This is a genomic window from Pseudomonas sp. MPDS, assembly GCF_013283895.1.
Classification (GTDB): Bacteria; Pseudomonadota; Gammaproteobacteria; order Pseudomonadales; family Pseudomonadaceae; genus Aquipseudomonas; species Aquipseudomonas rhizophila.
The window spans coordinates 4571361-4593275 of sequence record NZ_CP054128.1; the positions used below are offsets into that span (position 1 = coordinate 4571361).

Annotated in this window: 24 protein-coding genes; all 24 read right to left on the reverse strand. The window is 59.6% G+C overall.

Annotation, left to right across the window (positions count from 1 at the left end):
* The 24 genes from fliQ to HQ912_RS20175 all read right to left on the reverse strand — a co-directional run bounded on the left by fliQ (position 1) and on the right by HQ912_RS20175 (position 21773).
* Complete coding sequence (gene fliQ / locus HQ912_RS20060; protein ID WP_047226258.1) at positions 1 to 270, reverse strand: flagellar biosynthesis protein FliQ; 270 nt, start codon at positions 268 to 270, stop codon at positions 1 to 3.
* 24 nt (positions 271 to 294) lie between these two features.
* Positions 295 to 1044, reverse strand: coding sequence for a flagellar type III secretion system pore protein FliP (gene fliP / locus HQ912_RS20065; protein WP_047226257.1), 750 nt, complete (start codon positions 1042 to 1044; stop codon positions 295 to 297).
* Complete coding sequence (gene fliO, locus HQ912_RS20070; RefSeq protein ID WP_092397555.1) at positions 1044 to 1481, reverse strand: flagellar biosynthetic protein FliO; 438 nt, start codon at positions 1479 to 1481, stop codon at positions 1044 to 1046. The genes fliP and fliO overlap by 1 nt, the downstream gene beginning before the upstream one ends.
* Positions 1482 to 1940 carry a flagellar motor switch protein FliN gene (gene fliN / locus HQ912_RS20075; RefSeq protein WP_047226255.1) on the reverse strand — a complete coding sequence of 153 codons (459 nt, stop codon included), beginning with the start codon at positions 1938 to 1940 and terminating at the stop codon, positions 1482 to 1484.
* Positions 1941 to 1994: 54 nt separating this feature from the next.
* Complete coding sequence (gene fliM, locus HQ912_RS20080) at positions 1995 to 2963, reverse strand: flagellar motor switch protein FliM (RefSeq protein ID WP_003184019.1); 969 nt, start codon at positions 2961 to 2963, stop codon at positions 1995 to 1997.
* Positions 2964 to 2972: 9 nt separating this feature from the next.
* A complete protein-coding gene (gene fliL / locus HQ912_RS20085; protein ID WP_047226254.1) occupies positions 2973 to 3476 on the reverse strand; it encodes a flagellar basal body-associated protein FliL in 504 nt (167 codons plus the stop codon).
* Between the two features lie 234 nt (positions 3477 to 3710).
* Entirely contained in the window at positions 3711 to 5081 is a 1371-nt protein-coding gene (locus HQ912_RS20090; RefSeq protein WP_173407212.1) for a flagellar hook-length control protein FliK, read from the reverse strand.
* An 88-nt stretch (positions 5082 to 5169) separates the two neighbouring features.
* Positions 5170 to 5514, reverse strand: coding sequence for an Hpt domain-containing protein (locus tag HQ912_RS20095; protein ID WP_047226252.1), 345 nt, complete (start codon positions 5512 to 5514; stop codon positions 5170 to 5172).
* Between the two features lie 31 nt (positions 5515 to 5545).
* The gene (locus HQ912_RS20100) at positions 5546 to 7252 is read right to left on the reverse strand and encodes a fused response regulator/phosphatase (RefSeq protein ID WP_047226251.1); all 1707 of its coding nucleotides are present in this window, start codon (positions 7250 to 7252) and stop codon (positions 5546 to 5548) included.
* Between the two features lie 9 nt (positions 7253 to 7261).
* Entirely contained in the window at positions 7262 to 7657 is a 396-nt protein-coding gene (locus HQ912_RS20105) for an STAS domain-containing protein (protein WP_331717220.1), read from the reverse strand.
* 102 nt (positions 7658 to 7759) lie between these two features.
* The gene (gene fliJ / locus HQ912_RS20110) at positions 7760 to 8209 is read right to left on the reverse strand and encodes a flagellar export protein FliJ (RefSeq protein WP_047226250.1); all 450 of its coding nucleotides are present in this window, start codon (positions 8207 to 8209) and stop codon (positions 7760 to 7762) included.
* Between the two features lie 6 nt (positions 8210 to 8215).
* Entirely contained in the window at positions 8216 to 9574 is a 1359-nt protein-coding gene (gene fliI / locus HQ912_RS20115) for a flagellar protein export ATPase FliI (protein WP_047226249.1), read from the reverse strand.
* Entirely contained in the window at positions 9564 to 10409 is an 846-nt protein-coding gene (fliH, locus tag HQ912_RS20120) for a flagellar assembly protein FliH (protein WP_173407213.1), read from the reverse strand. Before fliH ends, fliI begins: the two co-directional genes overlap by 11 nt.
* Positions 10410 to 10416: 7 nt before the next feature.
* Positions 10417 to 11436 carry a flagellar motor switch protein FliG gene (gene fliG, locus HQ912_RS20125; RefSeq protein ID WP_003199086.1) on the reverse strand — a complete coding sequence of 340 codons (1020 nt, stop codon included), beginning with the start codon at positions 11434 to 11436 and terminating at the stop codon, positions 10417 to 10419.
* The gene (gene fliF / locus HQ912_RS20130) at positions 11429 to 13213 is read right to left on the reverse strand and encodes a flagellar basal-body MS-ring/collar protein FliF (RefSeq protein WP_047226247.1); all 1785 of its coding nucleotides are present in this window, start codon (positions 13211 to 13213) and stop codon (positions 11429 to 11431) included. The genes fliG and fliF overlap by 8 nt, the downstream gene beginning before the upstream one ends.
* Before the next feature lie 15 nt (positions 13214 to 13228).
* Complete coding sequence (gene fliE, locus HQ912_RS20135) at positions 13229 to 13555, reverse strand: flagellar hook-basal body complex protein FliE (RefSeq protein WP_047226246.1); 327 nt, start codon at positions 13553 to 13555, stop codon at positions 13229 to 13231.
* Between the two features lie 215 nt (positions 13556 to 13770).
* Positions 13771 to 15159, reverse strand: a complete 1389-nt coding sequence (locus HQ912_RS20140) for a sigma-54-dependent transcriptional regulator (RefSeq protein WP_047226245.1) — start codon at positions 15157 to 15159, stop codon at positions 13771 to 13773.
* A gap of 5 nt (positions 15160 to 15164) precedes the next feature.
* Positions 15165 to 16373, reverse strand: coding sequence for a sensor histidine kinase (locus HQ912_RS20145; RefSeq protein ID WP_173407214.1), 1209 nt, complete (start codon positions 16371 to 16373; stop codon positions 15165 to 15167).
* 111 nt (positions 16374 to 16484) lie between these two features.
* Positions 16485 to 17960, reverse strand: coding sequence for a sigma-54 dependent transcriptional regulator (locus HQ912_RS20150; RefSeq protein ID WP_047226243.1), 1476 nt, complete (start codon positions 17958 to 17960; stop codon positions 16485 to 16487).
* Positions 17961 to 18129: 169 nt separating this feature from the next.
* Positions 18130 to 18426, reverse strand: a complete 297-nt coding sequence (locus HQ912_RS20155; protein WP_047226242.1) for a hypothetical protein — start codon at positions 18424 to 18426, stop codon at positions 18130 to 18132.
* Positions 18427 to 18437: 11 nt separating this feature from the next.
* The gene (fliS, locus tag HQ912_RS20160) at positions 18438 to 18833 is read right to left on the reverse strand and encodes a flagellar export chaperone FliS (RefSeq protein ID WP_047226241.1); all 396 of its coding nucleotides are present in this window, start codon (positions 18831 to 18833) and stop codon (positions 18438 to 18440) included.
* A gap of 132 nt (positions 18834 to 18965) precedes the next feature.
* Positions 18966 to 20402, reverse strand: coding sequence for a flagellar filament capping protein FliD (fliD, locus tag HQ912_RS20165; RefSeq protein WP_047226240.1), 1437 nt, complete (start codon positions 20400 to 20402; stop codon positions 18966 to 18968).
* A gap of 81 nt (positions 20403 to 20483) precedes the next feature.
* Entirely contained in the window at positions 20484 to 20849 is a 366-nt protein-coding gene (locus HQ912_RS20170; protein ID WP_047226239.1) for a flagellar protein FlaG, read from the reverse strand.
* Positions 20850 to 20921: 72 nt separating this feature from the next.
* Positions 20922 to 21773: a flagellin domain-containing protein gene (locus tag HQ912_RS20175; protein ID WP_047226238.1), complete on the reverse strand. Its 852-nt coding sequence runs from the start codon at positions 21771 to 21773 to the stop codon at positions 20922 to 20924.
* Between the last annotated feature and the right edge of the window lie 142 nt (positions 21774 to 21915).

Sequence of the window (21915 nt, forward strand, 5' to 3'; positions counted from 1 at the left end):
TCAGCCGATCAACTGCGGAATACTGCCGTAAAGCTGCAGGATGTATTCCATGAAAGTTTGCACCAGCCAGGGACCGGCGACGATCAACGTCACCAGCATTACCAGCAGACGCGGCAGGAAGCTGAGGGTCTGTTCGTTGATCTGGGTCGCGGCCTGGAACATCGCCACCAGCAAGCCCACCAGCAGGCTGGGTATCACCAGCACAGCGACCATCATGGTCGTCAGCCAGAGCGCTTCGCGGAACAGGTCTACCGCTACTTCAGGCGTCATATTCTTGCTACCCGCACAAATGGCCTAAACACCGCCGAAACTGCCCGCCAGGGTGCCGATGATCAGGGCCCAGCCGTCCACGAGCACGAACAGCATGATCTTGAACGGCAGGGAAATGATCAATGGCGACAGCATCATCATACCCATGGCCATGAGCACACTGGCGACCACCAGGTCGATGATCAGGAACGGGATGAAAATCATGAAACCAATCTGGAACGCGGTCTTGAGCTCGGACGTCACGAACGCCGGCACCAGGATGGTCAGCGGCGCTTGATCCGGGCTGGCAATGTCAGTGCGCTTGGACAGGCGCATGAACAGTTCCAGGTCGCTGGTGCGGGTCTGGGCCAGCATGAAATCCTTGATCGGCACTTCAGCCTTGGCCACCGCGTCTTGGGCGGTGATGGTTTCCGCCAGATAGGGCTGCAGCGCATCCTGGTTCACCCGGTCGAAGACCGGTGCCATGATGAACATCGTCAAGAACAGCGCCATGCCGGTAAGAATCTGATTCGACGGCGTCTGCTGCAAGCCCAGGGCCTGGCGCAGGATCGAAAAGACGATAATGATCCGAGTGAAACTGGTCATCAGCATGACGAACGCCGGGATGAAACTCAGCGCGGTCATGATCAGCAGGATCTGCAGGCTGACCGAATACTCCTGAGCTCCTTCGGCGTTGGTGCCCAAGGTAATTGCCGGGATCGACAGTGGATCGGCGGCAAGCACCAACGGCGCGGCCAGCATCAGGACCACCGCCAACAGAATGCGCAATGGCATTACTTTTTATCCTTCTGATCTTTACCCAACAGCTCCATGAGACGCTGGGCAAACTCGGGGGTGGCCTGGTCGGTGGCAGGCACCTGCACCGGCTCCTTGAGAACATGCAATGCAGTAATGGTACCCGGGCTCAGCCCCAGCAGAATCTGCTCGTTGCCAACCTGAACCAGCACCAGCCGGTCCCGCGGGCCAAGCGCGCGGGAACCGACGATGTCGATGACCTGCCCCTTGCCGGCTGGCCCCGCCTGCTGCACGCGCCGCAGCAACCAGGCCAGGAAGAAGATCAACCCCAGCACCAGCAGCAGACCGAGCACCAATTGCGCCAGTTGCCCGGCGATCCCGCTACTCGCCGCCGGCGCAGCCGCTACGGTGGCTACCGGTTCGGCCGCCAGCACGCTGAATGGCAGCATCAAGGCTGCGGCGAAAAAACCTTTCACTCAGCGCAGCTTCTTGATGCGTTCGCTCGGGCTGATCACGTCCGTCAGGCGAATGCCGAACTTCTCGTTGACCACCACTACCTCGCCATGGGCGATCAGCGTGCCGTTGACCAGTACATCCAACGGCTCGCCAGCCAGGCGATCCAGCTCGATCACCGAGCCCTGGTTAAGCTGCAGCAGATTGCGGATGTTGATGTCGGTGCTGCCCACTTCCATGGAAATCGACACCGGGATGTCGAGAATCACGTCCAGGTTCGGCCCGTCCAGCGTCACCTGTTCGTTGCTTCTGGGCACGCTGCCAAACTCTTCCATCGGCAGGCGGTTGGAGGCGTGAGCGCCAGTGTCGGCCGCCAGCAAAGCGTCAATGTCGGCCTGCCCGGCGTCGCCGGTTTCTTCCAGGGCCGCAGCCCACTCGTCGGCCAGCGCCTGGTCATCCTGGGTGTTCATATCGTCAGCCATCATTTGTCCTCGGCGGGCAAAAATTCAGTTAAAAACGTAAGGATTCGACACCGCTCAGCGGCGTTCGATCGGCTCGATCACCTGCAACGCCAGGTTGCCTTTGTGAGAGCCCATCTTGACCTTGAAGGCCGGTACACCGTTGGCGCGCATGATCATGTCTTCAGGCATCTCGACAGGAATAATGTCCCCCGGCTGCATATGCAGGATGTCCCGCAGGCGCAGCTGACGCCGGGCAACCGTCGCGCCGATCGGCACGTCGACATCCAGCACATCCTGACGCAAAGCATTGATCCAGCGCTCGTCCTGATCGTCGAGATCCGACTGGAAGCCGGCGTCGAGCATTTCCCGTACCGGCTCGATCATCGAGTACGGCATGGTCACGTGCAGATCGCCACCACCGCCATCGAGCTCGATGTGGAAGGTCGAAACCACAATGGCTTCGCTCGGGCCGACGATGTTGGCCATGGCCGGGTTCACTTCCGAGTTGATGTACTCGAAGTTCACTTCCATGATCGCCTGCCAGGCCTCCTTCAGATCGACAAAGGCCTGCTCCAGCACCATGCGCACTACCCGCAGCTCGGTCGGGGTGAATTCACGCCCTTCGATCTTGGCGTGACGACCGTCACCGCCGAAGAAGTTGTCCACCAGCTTGAACACCAGTTTGGCGTCAAGGATGAACAGCGCTGTGCCGCGCAACGGCTTGATCTTCACCAGGTTGAGGCTGGTGGGTACATACAGCGAGTGCACGTATTCACCGAACTTCATCACCTGCACGCCACCGACGGCCACATCGGCCGAACGGCGCAGCATGTTGAACATGCTGATGCGGGTGTATCGGGCGAAACGCTCGTTGATCATTTCCAGGGTCGGCATCCGTCCGCGAACGATGCGATCCTGGCTGGTCAGGTCGTAGCTTTTGACGCTGCCCGGCTCAGCAGCGTTTTCGGTCTGCACCAGGCCATCGTCGACACCATGCAACAGCGCGTCGATTTCATCCTGGGACAACAGGTCCTGCACGGCCATGTCGGGTTCCTACTGCAATACGAAGTTAGTGAAGAGCAACTGTTCGATCACCACTTTGCCGAGCTCTTTCTGAGCCACTTCCTGCACGCTGGCCGTGGCTTTCTGACGCAGCATTTCCTGGCCGACGGGCGTGGCCAGGGTGTCGAAATTCTGTCCGGAAAAGAGCATCACCAGGTTATTGCGGATCAGTGGCATGTGCACCCGCAGCGCTTCCAGATCAGCCTGGTTGCGGCCCAACAGGGTGATACTGACCTGCATGTAGCGTTGGCGGCCGTTCTGGGTGTAGTTGGCCACGAAAGCGGGCGCCATCGGCTCGAAAATCGCCGGCTGCTTGCCCACCGGCGCGGCCTCGACCGCGACGGCCGGCTTGCTTTGAGCGTTGTGCATGAAATACCAGGTCGCCCCCACAGAGACCCCAATGGCCAGGAGCAAGCCCACCACGATCAAGATGATCAGCTTGATTTTGCCCTTGGTTGCCGGGTCCTTTACAGCTGCTGCTTCGCTCTTCGCCATGCCAATAATCCGTCACTAATCGGGGTTTTCACTGTTGCACGGCAAGGCAGGAGCAAGTGTTATGCCAGAAGTGTCGGGGCACAAGGATCACGATTGGGATGCAATCTGCAGAACGCCATAAAACCAATGTGGGAGCGAGCCTGCTCGCGATAGCGGAGTGTCAGTCACCCATTTTGGGACTGATTCACCTCTATCGCGAGCAGGCTCGCTCCCACAGGGGGGGGCATCTTGGGGTCAGGCGTAGAAATCGACCGCGCTGGTGCCGATCACGCTGGTGGCAGTGGCTGCTACTTCAGCAATGCAGGCTGGCAGGTCTTCCTCTACCGAATCCACCCGACCGCCGGACGATGTTGTGCGCCCAGCCTGGGCCTGTTGCTGCGCTTGCTGTTCCTGCCCTTGGGAGCCACGGGATTGGTCGGACACGCTGACGTCGACCTGGCCCATGCCCTGCTGGGCAAAACTGTCGCGCAGGCGATGCATCTGACCTTCGAGCGCTTCGCGAACGCCGGAATGAGCGCTCATGAACGTCACCTGTGTCTGCTGATCCGGAACCATGTTCACCCGAATATCCAGACGACCGAGTTCGGCCGGCTGCAACTGGATATCGGCCGCCTTGAGGTTGACACTCGACAGGTACATCACCCGGTTGACCACTTCTTCGGTCCAGCCGCTCTGATTCATGGCGATAGGCTGGTTGACCGGTATCGCATTGGCGGTTTTTGGCGTGGCGGCCTGGGTTAGTGCCGCCAGACGGTTAGCGAAGTCATCCACGCGAGTATCGCTGGAGGCGGCGGTCAGATCCTTGAGACCCTCATTGATCAAACCGCCAAATGCCTTTTCACCGCCTTGGCTGCCGGGGCCAGTACTGTTCTGATCAGCCTGGACGGTGAGCATGCTTGCCATGCCGGCGGCAAAGGTTTGGGCCGATGACGGCTCACCGTCAACCGATGCAGGGGCAGGCGTCTTGGACTGCGCGTGGCTGGCAGCGGAAACATGGCCGCTCTGCTCCATCGCCAGGCGCAAGGCAGGCAATGCATCAAGCGGATCGGCCGCCGGATCGAATTCAGGATCGACCACAGCCGAAGTCTGGGCTGCTGCGGCCAATGGAGCAACCGGCGCCGCCACCGCAGCCGCGACTTGAGGCATCGTCGTGGCCACCACGGGGGCGGGTTCTGCCTCGGTTGCGACAACCGTTGCGATCATATCCGGCAGCAGCGCGGGGTCCACAGCCGGATCGCCAGAAGCAACTTCCGCCACTGGGGTTTCAGTCGTGTCGGCACCGTCATCACTGGCCACCTTGTCATCGGCCGTTGACGGCTTGTCGGCGGGCAAGGATTTGCCGCTATCGGCAACCGTCGTCTCGGAGGCGGCAGCCGTTTCGTTGCCATCGTCTTTTTTGACGGTGTTATCAGAAGCCTGGTCGCGCACCTGTTTAACCGATGGCTCGGGGGCGGTCGACGACTTCGCGGGGGCCTGGCGGGCGAAGACCTGGGCGAAGCTGGAGGCTTTATTCCCGAACTCAGGGGCCGCTGCCGGTGAATTGACGGCGGCCTGAGGCTTGGCCTGCGGGGTGGCCTGAAGCAGTGTATTGGGCGTTACGGGCATAAAAAGGTCTCCGCTGCACTGGAATCATAGGTACAGTCGAGAGAGGACAATGCAAGGGACGGGCCAACCTATTGGCAATGCTCGAATCTCAGCAGTGGAACCCTTCACGCTCTTCCCTGCAAAGCTTGCGGACATGGGCGAATTCACTGTCGATTTCGCTGACCAGCTTTTCAATCCCGCTCAACGACGGCTGTTTGGCACGTTGCTCCAGTTCGCCACACAGTTCTGCCAGGCGGATGGCGCCCATGTTGCTGCTGCTGCCCTTGAAACTGTGGGCCGTGGCACTGAGCTTTTCCGCATCCCGCGCCTCATGCAGCACACGCAGGCGTGCTTCGGAATCGTTAAGAAAGGTATCCAGCAACTCCAGATACCCGTCCTCCATGACTTCCTTCAACGTACTCAGTACGTCGCGGTCCAGATGAATCTCACTCACTTGTTCGCTCCCTGATCAAGAATGGCGCCGATTATGCCAGAGCCTCCCAGAAAAACTCCACGCGCGCACTACGACCATCGTCGGACCAGCAGGCCTGATGGCTCAACTGACGCACCAGGCTCACGCCGCGCCCCGACAACCGGTTACTGTCCGCAGGTCGTGCCAACACCCGGGCGACATCGAAGCCCTGGCCACTGTCTTCGACTTCAATGACCAGACGACCACCGTCACCGTGAGGCGTGACGTGCACATGAACCCGGACGTGACCGCTGTTCAATTCATCCAGGCGCTGGTTGCGCTCGCTGTAGTAACGGGCGAAACCCGACGCGTCGCGCTTGAGACTCGAATCGAGCCCCAATACGCCATGGTCCAGCGCATTGGAGTAGAGCTCCGACAGCACGCTGTAAAGAGCGCCACTCTGAGCCCTGAGCCCATGAACCTCAAGCAACAGCTGCAACAGGTACGGCATCGGGTTGAACCGCCTGAGCGTCTGCGCGCGAAACTCGAAACTCATCGACCAGTCCAGGGGACTGGACTGGCCGCTATCGGAATAGACCGGCGGTGGCGGGTTGAGTTGCGTCGGCGCGACCAAGCGCACCTCGACCATGCTGAAGTCGTCCCGCGGCTCGCCGCGAAAGTCCCGCAAGGCTTGCTGGATGTCTTCGAAAAGACAGTCGGGCTCACGATTGGCCGAAAAGACCTGTTGCAAACGCTCCACGCCAAACAGCTGCTCATTGTCGTCAGCGGTGTCGATCACGCCATCGGACAGCAGGAATACCCGGTCACCCAGCGACATGGGGTGTACTTCAGTGCGGTCATCGAACAACTGGGGAGTGAGCACGCCCAGCGGCAGGTGCCGCGCCGGCAATGGCGTGCGCACACCGCTGAGACTGTCATGCAGGTAACCATCGGGCATGCCGCCGTTCCAGACTTCCACCGTGCAGCGCTGGAAACTCAGGCATAACAGGGTCGCGCAACAGAACATGTCCACCGGCAGGATGCGCTTGAGCTTGGCATTCATCTCCCGCAGGATCTGCGCCAGGCCATAACCTTTGGCGGTCATGCCGTAGAACACCTCCGCCAGCGGCATCGCGCCGACAGCGGCCGGCAAACCGTGTCCGGTGAAATCCCCCAGCAGGATGTGCATATCGCCCGCCGGGTTGAATGCGGCCAGCAGCAGATCGCCGTTGAACAGGGCGTAAGGGGATTGCAGGTAACGGATGTTCGGTGCGCTCAGACAGCCGGAATGGGCGATCTTGTCGAACACGGCCTTGGCCACGCGCTGCTCGTTGAGCAGGTAGTCATGGTGCCGGGATATCTGGTCACGCTGTTCCACGACAGTGGCCTGCAACCGACGCAAGCGGTCCATGGCCTTGATCTTGGCGGCCAGGATGACCTGGTTATACGGCTTGGCCAGAAAATCGTCCCCCCCGGCTTCCAGACATCGGGCCAAGGCTTCGCTTTCGGTCAACGAGGTGAGAAAGATGATCGGAACCAACTGCTCCCCGGCCAGTTGCTTGATCTTTTGCGCCGCCTCGAAACCATCCATCACCGGCATCATCGCATCCATCAGCACCAGGTGCGGACGCTGCTGGATATAGATGTCCACCGCTTCGGCACCGTCAGCCGCAGTGAGCACGTGATGGCCCTGACGACGGACAATAGTCGACAGCAGCAGTCGATCAGCGGCACTGTCTTCGGCAATCAGGACCGTCAGCGGTTCGAGGTCGGACAACATGGCTGCCGGTCAAGCTTTTCCGGGATGAAGTTTGTCCTGGAGATGGCCTGCCTGTGGCTTGTCTTTTTCTCCCGAGCTGTCTTTCCCGGCTTCTTCTTTCGGATAGATATCGAACAGCTTGTCGAAGTTGGAGATCGCGAGGATTTTCTTGACGTCACTGTTGCTGTTCACGATCCGGATATCCGAATCTTCGCCGCCGGCATGATCGCGTAGCAACAGGAGCATGCCCAAGGCGGAACTGTCGAGATAAGTGGCTTCTTTCAAGTCCACCACAATGGATTCGGGCTTTTTGTTGAGCCGCTCGTAAGACTCGCGAAACTCCTGATGCCGCCCAAAATCGAAACGACCCTTGATCGAGATCGTCAGCTTTTGCCCATCGGGGGATACTTCGGTAACGACTGACATGTTCGGCTTCCTTGTCATGGACATACGTGTACAAGGTTTAGCACCTGGTAGAAGTCTGAGCAAGGTTTGGAACACTTCCCTCTCAAAATCCCGGCCCGATGATCAATACGGATCCTGACGCGGCAGACGCTGGGACAATTCATCCAGCAGTTTTTGCTCGCGCCTGTCCTCCAATCGCCGCGCTTCGTCGATATAACGCTGTACGAGTTTGCGCAGCCCTTCGACCCGGGCGAAAGCCTCCTGCCAACTCTGGCGAGCCTTTTCCAGGTTGTTCTGGTGCCAGACCAGACTCTGGCGCTGCTGGTCAATGGCGGTGCCCAATTGCGCAAGAAAGCCCTGGTAACCCAGCAACCATTGGCCGGAAACCCCATGGCTGCCACGGGCGATCCACTGCTCCTGGTATTCGAGACGGAAGTTTTCCAGGTCCGCCAGTTTGCTTTCGGCGACGGCCACCTGCCCCTGGAAATATGCCAGACGCTGGACGGCGGTTTTTTCGGCTTTTTCCGCCATCTCCACCACGGGCGCCAGACGCGCCGCACGACTCGTGGCCATGGCCGGTTATCCGCCGGCGACCGGAGTGAAGATGCTCTGCAGGTGCGCCTCGCTGGCGCCCATGCCGATGTTGTCGTTCAGGCTCTGGCGCAGATAGACCGCCATTGCCGGATAGAGATTGATGGCGGTATCGGTCTCACGATCACCGCCGGGCACGTAGGCACCGACGCTGATCAGATCGCGGCTTTGCTGATAGCGCGACCAGTATTGCTTGAACTGTTGGGCACGCTTGAGGTGCTCGGCGCTGATGACCGACGGCATGACCCGACTAATGGACGCCTCGATGTCGATGGCCGGATAGTGCCCTTCTTCGGCCAGACGCCGGGACAACACGATGTGACCGTCGAGCACGCCACGGGCCGAGTCGGCAATGGGATCCTGCTGATCGTCGCCTTCGGACAGCACGGTATAGAACGCCGTGATCGAACCGCCGCCCTTTTCCGCATTACCGGCGCGCTCAACCAGCTTGGGCAACTTGGCGAATACCGAGGGTGGATAGCCTTTGGTGGCCGGCGGTTCGCCGATGGCCAGGGCGATTTCCCGCTGGGCCTGGGCGAAACGGGTCAACGAGTCCATCAGCAGCAGGACATTCTTGCCCTTGTCGCGGAAATACTCGGCGATCCGCGTGCAGTACATGGCGGCCCGCAGGCGCATCAACGGTGCATCATCGGCTGGCGAAGCCACGACCACTGATCGCTTGAGGCCCTCTTCGCCGAGGATGTGCTCGATGAACTCCTTCACCTCGCGACCCCGTTCGCCGATCAGCCCGACCACGATAATGTCCGCCTCGGTGAATCGGGTCATCATGCCCAGCAGCACACTCTTGCCCACCCCCGTACCGGCAAACAGGCCCAGACGCTGACCGCGCCCGACCGTCAACAAACCGTTGATGCAACGAATGCCCACGTCCAGCGGCACGCTGATGGGGTCGCGCTTGAGGGGGTTGATCGTCGGGCCGTCCATCGGCACCCAATCCTCGGCCTTCATGCCGCCCTTGCCGTCCAGGGCACGCCCGGCGCCGTCCAGCACCCGTCCGAGCATGCTCATGCCCATGGGCAGCCGACCGGTGTCAGCCAAAGGCACAACCCGCGCGCCAGGTGCGATGCCGGCTACGCTGCCCACCGGCATCAGAAAGACCTTGCTGCCGGAGAAGCCCATGACTTCGGCTTCGACCTGGACCGGGTGATAACTGTCGTCGTTGATCACCATGCAGCGACTGCCCATGGCGGCACGCAGACCCTCGGCTTCGAGGGTCAGGCCAACCATGCGCAGCAAGCGCCCTTCCAGGATCGGCTGTCCGGCCAGCTCGGTGGCCTCGGCGTAGCTGCCCAGGCGCTTGCCGAAGCTGGTTCGCTCAAGGCGCATCGCGGCCGTCCAGTTCAGGGGTACTGAGTTCAAGAGCATCCGACTCTGCGGCGCCTGGATCAATAGGGGTGTCAACCTGGGGCTCGTCCGGCAATTCCAGGCTCAGGTCGGCAGCAGCCGGGTGCAGTGCCTGTTCGTGCAACTGGTCGAAGAGCTTGGCCATGATCTGGCTGATGCGGGTTTCGATGGTCGCATCAATGCGGCTGTGCTCGGTTTCCACACGGCAACCGCCCGGCAGCAGGGATTCGTCCTCGACGATGCGCCAGGTTTCTTCATGACGCTCACGCAGCGCCTTGACCAGTTCGAAATCCTGAGGATTGATGTACAGCCGCACATTGCCCACGCCCAACGGCAAAAGCTTGAGGGCTTCGCGCATGACGTGTTCGATCTGGCTCGAATCAATGGCCAGTTCCCGCTGGATCACTTGTCGAGTGATGTGCTGCACCAGCCCGACCAGGGACTTCTCGATCTGAGTGTCCTGCTCGGCGATGGGCTCGAACAGGTTGAGCATCAGCGATTCCAGCGCGCGGAGCTTGGCTGTCAGCGCTACGTCGGCTTCCTGGCGAACCTTGAGCGTGGTGCTATGGAAACCTTCTTTTTCACCAATGGCGAAGCCTTCGTTGTAGGCCTCCTGACGAATACTTTCGACTTCTTCGAGGGTCAGTGGCTGGACTTCTTCCAGCGGCACCTCCTCCATTTCCGGCAGTTCTTCCTCGGGCTCAGGCTCAGGCTCGGGCACGTGGGGATCGAAGCTGGGCAGCGACCAGACGTCAAAACCACCGACGTCCCGAGCGCGGATCAGGTCGCTGGGTGAATCATCACTCTTGGCAGACATAACGACCTTAGATCATCTCTTCGCCGCCCTTGCCACCGAGCACGATCTCTCCGGCTTCGGCCATACGGCGGGCGATGGTGAGGATTTCCTTTTGTGCGGTTTCCACGTCGCTGACACGTACCGGGCCCTTGGCCTCGAGATCGTCGCGCAACAGTTCGGCCGCCCGTTTGGACATGTTCTTGAAGATCTTTTCCTTGACGCCTTCGTCCGACCCCTTGAGGGCCAGTACCAGGACGTCGGAGGACACTTCGCGCAACAGCGCCTGAATGCCGCGATCGTCGACATCGGACAGGTTGTTGAACACGAACATGAGGTCTTCGATCTGACCGGACAGGTCTTCGTCGAACTCGCGGATCGAGTCCATGAGCTGGCCTTCGATCGAACTGTCGAGGAAGTTCATGATGTCCGCCGCGCGCTTGATGCCACCCAGAGTGGTGCGCGAGGCATTGGAGTTACCCGAGAACTGCTTCTCGAGAATCTGGTTCAATTCTTTCAGGGCCGCCGGCTGCACGGTATTGAGCGACGATACCCGCAGGATGATGTCCAGGCGCACCTTATGATCGAAGTTGCCCAGCACTTCACCGGCCTGGTCCGGGTCGAGGTAAGCCACCACGATCGCCTGGATCTGCGGGTGCTCGTAACGAATCACGTCAGCCACCGCGCGCGGCTCCATCCACTTGAGGCTGTCCAGGCCGCTGGTATTGCCGCCCAGCAGAATCCGGTCGATCAGGCCATTGGCCTTGTCCTCGCCCAGGGCCTGGGTGAGCATTTTGCGCACGTAGTCGTCAGATCCGACGCCCAGGCTGGTCTGGTCGCCGACGATGTCGACGAACTCGCTCATCACCTGTTCGACCTGCTCACGGTGCACGTTGCCCATCTGCGCCATGGCCACGCCCACGCGCTGGACCTCCTTGGGCCCCATGTGACGCAACACTTGGGCGGCGTCGGTCGACCCCAGGGACAGCAGCAAAATCGCGGCTTTGTCGACCCGGGACAATTTGGCAACAGCGGCTCGATTATCACTCATCTGCGTTAATCCACTCTTTCACGACCTGGGCCACACGACCCGGATCTTCTGCCACCAGACTCTTGATAGCGTTCAACTGAGCGTCATAGCCTTCACTCGGACTTGGCAGCAGAATGCTCTGCGGCCCACCGAGGCTGACGCGATCATTGGCCAATTCGCCATCCAGGCCGCCCATGCCTCCCAGCTCTACATCACCCAAGCCAGCCAACTGCTTGTTCTTGCCGCCACCGGTAATGTTGTTGAGCACCGGACGCAGCACGCCGAACACCAGGATCAGGATGAACAGCACACCCAATACTTGCTTGACCACATCCCAGAACCAGGGTTGCGAATAAAATGGAATGTCGGCGATTTCTTCGCCGCGCTCCTGGGAGAACGGCACGTTGATCACGCTCACACTGTCGCCACGGCTGGCGTCGAAACCGACCGCGTCCTGCACCAGGCGAGTGAACCGCGCCAGTTCGTCGGCACTCCACGGCGCACGGCTGGTTTCGCCATTGGCCGGGTTGATCTTGACCTGATCGTCCACCACCACCGCGACCGACAGGCGATTCAAACGGCCCTGCTGCTGCTTGGTGTGGCTGATGGAACGGTCGAGCTCGAAGTTCTTGGTCGATTGTTGGCGCTTGTCGGCCGGGTACGGCGCCAGCATCGGCTGACCGGTGGCCGGATCCATGATCTGTTGGCCGTTGGCGTCGATCAGCGGCTGGCCCGGTTGCACCATGCCAGCGGCCGCAGTGGCACCACCGGTGGTCTGGGGCGCGCTGGCCGGCGACGGCGGTTGGTTGCTAAGCGCACCAGGCACGCCTTGCGGGCCATTGCTGGCGGTGCGTTGCTCGTTCACCGACTGTTCGCTGCGCAACGCCGGTTGATCAGGGTTGAACTGTTCGGACGTCGATTCGACGGAGCTGAAATCCACATCGGCCGACACCTCGGCCTTGTAGCGGTCGTTACCCAGGATCGGTTGCAGGATGTTGTGCACCCGCTGAGTCAGCATGCCTTCCATGCGACGGCTGTAGTCGAATTGCTTGCCGGCCATGGTCAGAGCAGAGTTCTCCGCCTGATCGGACAACAGGTTGCCCTTCTGGTCGACCACGGTGATCTGGGACTTGCTCAACTCGGGAACACTGGTAGCCACCAGATTGACGATGGCCACGACCTGGCTGGGCTCCAAAGAGCGACCGGAATACAGTTCAACCAGTACCGAGGCGCTTGGCTTGCGCTCATCGCGCACAAACACCGAGCTTTTTGGAATCGCCAGGTGCACACGGGCACCCTTGACGTTGTTCAGACTGGCAATGGTGCGCGCCAATTCGCCTTCAAGGCCGCGACGATAACGGGTCGCCTCCATGAACTGGCTGGTACCCAGGCCCTGGTCCTTGTCGAGGATCTCGAAACCGATATTGCCATCGGTGGGCGTTACGCCAGCAGCGGCGAGCTTGAGGCGCGCGCGCGCCACGTCGTCGGCCTTGACCAGCAAGGCGCCGGAATTGGGTTCGACGGTATAAGGAATGTCGGCGGCAGCCAGGGTTTCCATGACTTGCTTGGCGTCCATGCCCTCCAGACTGCCGTACAAAGGACGGTAGTCTGGCTGCTGGGACCACAGCACCACGGCAAACCCGATCGCCACGCTGGCAGCCAGGCCGACCAACAGGCCCACCTGACGCAGCATGGTCATCTCGGAGAGGTTTTCCAGGAAGGACAGACCGAACAGCGGCGGTTTGCCGTCGGGCGGAGTGGCCTTGGCCGGAACGTTATCAGCGACTGCTTCTGCCATGACTCAATAATTTCCTTAGACCGGCATCTGCATGATGTCTTGGTAGGCTTGAACCAGCTTGTTACGAACCTGGGTCAACGCCTGAAACGAGACACTGGCTTTCTGCGAAGAGATCATCACGTCCGTCAGATCGACGCCACTTTTGCCAATCTCGAAAGCACTGGCCAACTGACTCGATGCCTGCTGGGTATCGTTCACTTTATTGACGGCCTGACCGAGCATGTCGGAAAAACTGCTGGCGCCCACTTCCGGGACCGCGACCGACTTAGGCTGTGCCATGGCGTCCATTTGCATGGCCCGCATGTCCAGCATCAACCGATTAAATTCAATACCTTGGCTCATGGTCTACTCTCTCTGGCGGCCCGCATTTTTTTGACACTTACTCAGCGGGTACACAGGTATTAGCAACAAGGGTGCCAGCTCCGTGACCGTAAAAAACAAATGCATGTGGGAGCGGGCTTGCTCGCGAAGGCGGTGGTTCAGTCAATGCAACGGCGACTGGTAAATCGCTTTCGCGAGCAAGCCCGCTCCCACAAGGGATATTCGGTGCACATCACTCAACTGGCGAACAGGTAGGCCTCGACGTCCATGCCGGCGTCACGCATTTGCGCCAGCTTGTAGCGCAGGGTGCGCGGGCTGATCCCCAAGCGCTCGGCCGCTTCCTTGCGACGCCCGCGCTCGGCGCGCAGGGTGTCGATGATCATCTGGAATTCGCGACGACGCAGGTCGTCTCCCAAAGCACCGGCCGATTCGCCCTCCACTTCCGCCGGAGGGGCGAACGCCGGGACCGCTGACACGGCCGGCAATGGCGCGCAGGCCACCGGACCGCTCAGGCAAAAATCTTCCGGCTGGATCAGACCGCCCTGCTGCAGAATCAATGCCCGCTGAATCGCGTTATCCAGCTCCCGTACGTTGCCAGGCCAGGGGTAGGCGATCAGAAACGCCTGGGCCTCGGGGGACAGCCTGGCTGCCGCATGCTTCATTTTATTGACGTGTTTGGTCAGCAGACGCTCGGCCAGCGGCAGGATATCGGCGGTGCGCTCGCGCAACGGTCGCCAGGCCAGCGGAAATACTGACAGACGGTAGTAAAGGTCTTCGCGAAAACGCCCTGCCGCCACTTCGCCAGCCAGGTCGCGGTTGGTGGTCGCCACCACGCGGATATCCAGGCTGATAGGCTTGCGCGCACCCACCCGCTCCACTTCCCGCTCCTGCAACACGCGCAACAGCTTGGCTTGCAGGCCAAGGGGCATTTCGGAAATTTCATCGAGCAGAATGGTGCCACCGTCAGCCTGCTCGAACTTGCCGGCCTGGGCCGAGATGGCGCCAGTAAACGAGCCCTTCTCGTGACCGAACAGCGTCGCCTCCAACATATTGTCGGGAATCGCCGCACAGTTAATGGCAATGAACGGTTCGCTGGCACGCCGGGATTGCTGGTGAATGTAGCGCGCCAGCACCTCCTTGCCGGTGCCGGATTCGCCGGAAATCAAAACAGTGGAGTCGCTGCGAGCCACCCGCGCGGCCAACGCCAGCAACTGCGCACTGGCCGGTTCGATCGCGACCGGGCCTTCACCCTCGACGGCAGGGCTGCCCAAGGCATGGCGGGCCACCAGATCCAACAGCGCCTTGGGCTCGAACGGCTTGACCAGATAATCCGCAGCCCCCTGGCGCATGGCATCCACGGCACGCTCGACGGCACCGTGGGCAGTCATCAGCAGGACCGGCAATTGAGGTTGGCGGGCGCGCAACAAACCAAGCAGCTGGTGCCCATCCATGCCCGGCATGTTGACGTCACTGACCACCAGGCCGAAGGTCTCTTGAGCCACGGCCAGCAAAGCATCTTCCGCCGAACCGACGGCGGTGTAATCGTGCCCGGCCAGCACCAGGGTATCGGCCAGCGCCTCACGCAGGGCCCGGTCATCCTCAACCAGTAACACCTTGATCGCCATGACCTTCACTCCACTCCCGGCGTACTGGAAAACAATGGCAAAAGCACCAGTGCACAGGTGCCACGCCCCAGACGCGAGCGCAGTTGCAATTCTCCCTGATGGGCACGCGCCACTGCCTTGACTACGGTCAGGCCCAAGCCCGTGCCTGTGGTCTTGGTGGTAAAAAAGGGTTCGCCCAAACGCGCCAGCACCGCTGGCTCGATGCCGCTACCACTGTCACTGACACACAAGCGCAAGGTGTTGCCCCGTGTGAACAAGTGCACTTTGAGCCGGACGTCGCCGCCGCTGGCCTGGACCGCGTTTTCGATCAGGTTCAACACTGCGCCCACCAGGGTGTCGCGATTACACAACACCTCGCCAGCATGGCTGTCGCATTGCCAGCGAATTGGCAGGTCCTGCACGTGAGTCAATGCGGCGGCTTGCAAGGATTGCAGCAAGACCTTGGGGGTGACGCGATCGGTCAATGGCAACTCGCCACGAGCGAACACCAGCATGTCGCGCACCTGATGCTCCAGCTCGTGCAGCCGCTCTTTCAGGCGTCCGGCGAAGCGTTGCTGGGTTTCCACCGGCAGTTGCTGCTCGGTCAGATGACTGGCGTACAGCAAAGCGGCCGACAGCGGCGTACGAATCTGATGAGCCAGCGAGGCCACCATCCGCCCCAGGGAAGACAGGCGTTCGTGGCGGGCCAGTTGATCTTGCAGGTGACGGGTTTCAGTCAGGTCATTGAGCAGCACCAATTGCCCGGGCTCGGCGTCCAGCGAACGAGTGGAGATGGACAGGCGCCGACCGTCCTTGAGCGACACTTCATGGCCGTCGTCTTCACGCGGGGCGAAGCAGCGGGCGATGACGTGCCGCCACAACTCGCCCTCCAATGGCAGGCCAAGCAGCTCGCAGGCCGCCGGATTGGCTTCGCGCACGCGACCATGGGCATCGATGACGATAACGCCACCGGGCAACAGGTCGAGGAGATTTTGCAGCCGATTAGCCAGCCGTTCCTTTTCCGCCAGCTCCTGCATGCGCTGGGCACTGACCACTGCCAGCTCGCCCTTGAGCTCAGTGACGCGAGCTTCGAGGAGGCTGTAGGAATCGGTCAACCGGCTGGACATCTGGTCGAACAGCGAAAAGGCCTGCTCAAGTCCAACCCGGCTTGCCTGCTCGGCGGACGGCATGATCCCCGGCTCGGGGACAGGTGAGATCTGGGCGGCTTGGGTCATCGTGCTCTCTCGCTTGGCTGACCGTCAGTTAAACGGAACGTTGCGAGGGATGTAGCAATACCCGTGCCGAAAAAAAACCGCCTGAAAAATCAGGCGGTTGGAAAACAGGCGTCAATCATCCGCCTGTTCATCTCCTTCGCGACGGCTCATGCCGTACTTGCGCATCTTCTCCACCAGGGTGGTACGACGGATGCGCAGGCGTTCGGCGGCGCGGGCCACGATACCGTTGGCATCGTCCAGGGCCTGCTGGATAAGGCCTTGTTCCAGGCCTCCCAGATAATCCTTGAGGTCAAGGCCTTCTGGTGGCAGCAAGGCATTGGCGGTGAAGTCCGGCGTATGGCCGTTGATCGCCACGCGCTCTTCCAGATCGCTGCGCAGGCTATCGACCATTTGCTCGTCTTCATCGTCGACATAACGGAATTTCTTCGGCAACTCGACCACGCCGATCACACCGTAGGGATGCATGATCGCCATGCGCTCGACCAGATTGGCCAGCTCACGGACGTTACCCGGCCAACCGTGGCGGCACAGGGACATGATTGCCGCCGAGTTGAAACGGATCGAGCCGCGCTTCTCGTGCTCCATGCGCGAAATCAGTTCGTTCATCAGCAGCGGGATGTCTTCGACCCGCTCACGCAGCGGTGCCATTTCAATCGGGAAAACATTGAGGCGGTAATAGAGGTCTTCGCGGAAACTGCCCACCTCGATCATGCTCTCGAGGTTCTTGTGGGTCGCGGCGATGATTCGCACATCGACGCTCTGGGTCTTGTTGCTGCCCACGCGCTCGAAGGTGCGTTCCTGCAAGACTCGCAGCAACTTGACCTGCATCGGCAACGGCATATCACCGATTTCATCGAGAAACAGCGTGCCGCCGTTGGCCAGCTCGAACCGCCCGGCCCGGCTGGTGATGGCGCCGGTGAAGGCTCCCTTCTCGTGTCCGAACAGTTCGCTCTCGAGCAACTCGGCCGGGATCGCACCGCAGTTGACCGGCACGAACGGCGCTTCGCGACGCTTGGAATGGTAGTGCAGGTTACGCGCAACCACTTCCTTGCCGGTGCCCGACTCACCCAGGATCAACACGCTGGCGTCGGTATCGGCGACCTGCTGCATCATCTGGCGCACATGCTGGATCGCCCGACTGGTGCCAACAAGACTACGGAAAAGGTTGGGCTCGCGATGCCGGCCGCGCTCGCGCGCCTGGTCGTACATCTCGCGATAAACCTGGGCGCGGTGCAGCGAATCGAGCAACTTGCTGTAGCTGGGTGGCATTTCCAACGTGGAAAGCACCCGGCGGCGCTGGTCCTCAGGCAAGTCAACGGAAGAATTTTCGCCCATTAACAAAACCGGAAGGAACTCATCCCAGGTTGAGAGTGTCTTTAGCAAGCCCAAAAGCGTTGCGGGTGCATTTACGGTTCCGATCAGAACGCAAATGACTTCACGACTGGACGACAAAGAGCCGACGGCCTGCTGCCAGTCATGGCTTCCGCAGGGTAAATTTTCTTCACCAAGAAAATTTAGGATCACCGCCAAATCGCGGCGGCGGACGCTATCGTCATCGATCAGGAGAATTTTGGTTTCACGCCACATGCAATAGCAACTTCCCTAGTCAACTCAATGCCCGGAATTTGGGGGCAAGCTAGACGCTTGCAGACTTGTCATGCCTGTAGACGCCTGAAATCTGTAAACAGCCACTAGTTAAGTCAAAAAACCGTGCACAGTCAAATTTATGGCGCACTTTGTTCGGATTAACTGAGCGTTAACCGAACAGATGGTAAACCTTTGCCGCGTTCTGCGCTTGATGGATCTGCGACATCTCGTCGACAATCGCCTGACGCTCGCCAGTGGCCGCCTCCAGCAGCTGCCGATAGACCCCCAGCAACTCCTCAAGATTGCTCCGCAACGCCGCCTCGTCTACCTCAGGCTCGCTCAGAACGTCTTCCATGCAGGAACGGCAAGCCAGGTCCAATTGACCGATTGCCTCCCAGTTGCGCTCGGCCAGGGCACCGACCAGGGCATCACGGGTTTGTTCGATTCGCTGCAAGACAAGACTCATGAGCGTGCTCCTTAGAATTGCGGACCCGGTACGGCGATGGCATCCCAACCTTCCTTGACCGTGCTCAGCAGATCGGCGACTTCGTCGAGGATCTTCGGATCAGTCTTGGCGTTGGCTTCGGCCAGGCGCTTCATCATGTAGGTATAGAGGCTATCCAGCTCGGTGACCGACTCGGCCTGGTTTTCCAGGTCCAGGCCTTCACGCAAACCGCCAATGATGCCGATGGCCTTACTGATCAGTACGCCTTTATTGGCGATATCCTTGCGCTCCATCGCACCCTTGGCCTGGGCAATGCGGTCCAGCCCGCCCTCCATCAGCATCTGCACCAGACGATGGGGACTTGCTTCGGAGGTTTGCGCCTGGGCGCCAATCTTCTGGTATTGGCGAAGGGCTAACATCGGATTCATGTTCTACCTCATCAAAAAAACTTCGGTTCGTATAAACAGCGTATCGACGCCGCGTCAAAAAACTTTAGATCGAAAAAGCCGAAAGCCCGGAGCGTCCTGAGACGCTACCGGGCTTTTGTGTATCGGCCAGAATCAGCTGTTTTTCTGCTGTGCCGTCATGGCTTCGAACATCGAGGTGATGTTACTGGCAGTGGCTTTCAGCCTGCCCACCAGGGTGTCCATGTCGTTGTACTTTTTGGTCAGCACCGCGGTGAGGGTCTCGATTCGGCGATCAAGGGCCAACTGATCTTCGCTCAGTTTCGCCTTGAGAATTTCCAGGTTCTTGGATCGAGCCGTCAGGATGTTATCCACGGTCTTCCCGTTGGAGTCCTTCTTACTGGTCTCCGTGTAGGGATTGAGTGCATTCTGCATGCGCTCGATCAGGCCATTCTCCCCAGTGAACAGGGTCTGGATTTCCCCACCCAACTGCTTTTCGTTCACAGCGGTTGCAAACTTTGTACTGTCAAAATCCAGGGCACCAGTCGTCTGATTGGTGGTAATACCCAGCTGCGACAACACGGTCAGCTTATCGCCAGCACCGGTTTCGGACAAAGGCGCGCGAATGGCCGCCAAAAGCGAACGAGGCAATGAGTCGCCGGTCAATGCTGCCGGAACCGAGTTACCTTCGGCATCTGTCGATGGCTTGGTCAGGGAAGTCACGGCCTTCGCGATCGCGTTATAAGCATCGACAAATTTCTGGATCGAAGCTTTCAGACCGTCGGTATTGGCAGCAACGGTGACGGTCGTCGGGCCGGTATCGGCAACGACTAACGTCATACTCAAGCCTGAGACCACGTTATCCAACTTGTTGGTCGGACTGGTCATCGCCAGGCCGTCGACGCTGAACTCGGCATCCTGTGCGAACACCAGAGAACCTGAAGAAGTCGCGGTGGGGGGGGTAGCCATCGCTACAGAGCCGTCAGCCGCAAGACTGGCAACACCGCTGAGGGAAATATCGTTACCCGCACCAGTTTTAGTCGAGCCCACCACAAGACGTGAACCAAAACTGTCGGTCACGATGTTGGCGGTCAGACCGCTGGAGGAGTATTTGCTGTTGATAGCGTCCCGAACCGATTGCAGCGTCGAATCAGCAGGGATATCAAGGGTGTAATCCGTACCGCCCTGACTGATGGTCAGCGTACCGGTCTCCACCGCACTGGAAGCGCCACCGGCGAAAGCAGCCGTGGCAACTTTTGAGGAGGTTGCCAGCTGAGTGACGTTGACCGAGTAGATACCACTTACCGCCGAATTCCCGGCTGTCACCGTCAGCGCACTGGTATTGGCCGAAGTAGCGGAAACACCGGTGAATTGAGGCGTGGTGGTGCTGCCCAGGCTTTCAAGCGCGGACTGGAAGGTAGCCAACAGTGACTTCAGGGTGCCGATCCCCGAAATATTGGCCGTATTGGTCTTGGTGGCACGGTCAATCTGACCTTGCTTGGCTGCTTTGTCAGAATCCACCAATGCCTTGACGATAGCACCGGTATCAAGGCCAGAGCCTAAACCCAAGCCAGGTAGAATTGGACTTGCCATGTGGGACTCCCTTCAGTGTGCCGCCGGTCTTTTGACCTTTAAAACGTCAAAAGAACCAAACAACAAAATTCGTGCCAGCTATCAGGCTTGTGCGCTGAACAACAGGCTGCTTGCATCATTCAAACTGTTCGCCAGTTTGAGCACTTCTTCGTTAGGGATCTGGCGAATCACTTCACCGGAACCACTGGCAATCACTTTGACGACCACTTTGCCTGAAGGCTCATCGATTGAGAACTCCAGGTTGCGCTTGACCGACTGAACAAAGGTTTCGATCTCCTGAACCGCTCTCTTCAGCTTTTCCTGCTCGGCCTCAGCGTCTTTTGGCTCATCCTTGACCGGTACCACGGTGGCAGCATCGGCTCGAGGCTTCTCCACTGGCTTGTCGGCAAATGTCGTCGCCGGCTTCGCAGCTGGATAAGACAAGTTCAGCTTCACGCTCATATCCATGTCCATCACCTCTTGAACGGAAAAAGCGAGAGAGTACGCAAGCGCACTCCCCCGCTAAAACTCATCCGACTATTACTGAAGCAGCTTCAGTACAGCGGATGGCAGTTGGTTGGCCTGGGCCAGAACCGAAGTGGAAGCCTGTTGCAGAGTCTGCTGCTTGGTCAGCTGGGCAGTTTCAGCAGCGAAGTCGGTGTCTTGTACACGACCCAGTGCAGCGGCGGCGTTTTCGTTGACGTTCTGCAGGTTGGAGATGGTGCTGGTCAGACGGTTTTGTGCAGCACCGAGGTCAGCACGGCTGGAGTTGATGGTTGCCAGAGCAGCGTCGATTGCATCGATTGCAGCAGCGGTGCTGGCTTCCGCCGTGGCGCTGTCGTTACCGGTAATGGCGATGGCAGCAGAGTCAACGCTCAAGGTTGCAGCGTCGAAGCCGCTATCCAGGGTCAGAGTGATCTGGTTGGTAGCACCAGTGTTGGAGCCGACCTGGAAAGTCATGGTGCCAGCGGAACCGTCGATCAGGTTCTTGCCGTTCAGGTTGGTCGACTCGGCGATACGGGTCAGTTCGTCCGACATCTGAGCAAATTCTTTGTTCAGAGCGTCACGGTCAGCAGTACCGTTGGAGTCGTTTCGAGCCTGGACAGCCAGTTCACGCATACGCTGCAGGATGTTGGTGGATTCCTGCAGAGCGCCTTCAGCGGTCTGAGCGATGGAGATACCGTCGTTGGCGTTTTTGATCGCAACAGTCTGACCGCGGATTTGCGAAGTCATACGGGTAGCGATCTGCAGGCCGGCGGCGTCATCTTTGGCGCTGTTGATTTTCAGGCCGGAAGACAGACGGGTCATCGAAGTGGAGAGAGCATCGGAAGCCCGGTTCAGGTTCTTCTGAACGTTCAACGATGTGACGTTGGTGTTTACTGTTAAAGCCATGACGAATTCCTCGTTGGTTGGGTACTGCGGCTTCCGGCCCTGGCAACCGCCGGGTGTGGCCTAGAGAACCTTCGTAATAGTTATCGTCGTAATCGGAACTTGCTTTAGCTGTTTTTTCAAATAATTTGCCATCAGGGTGCCA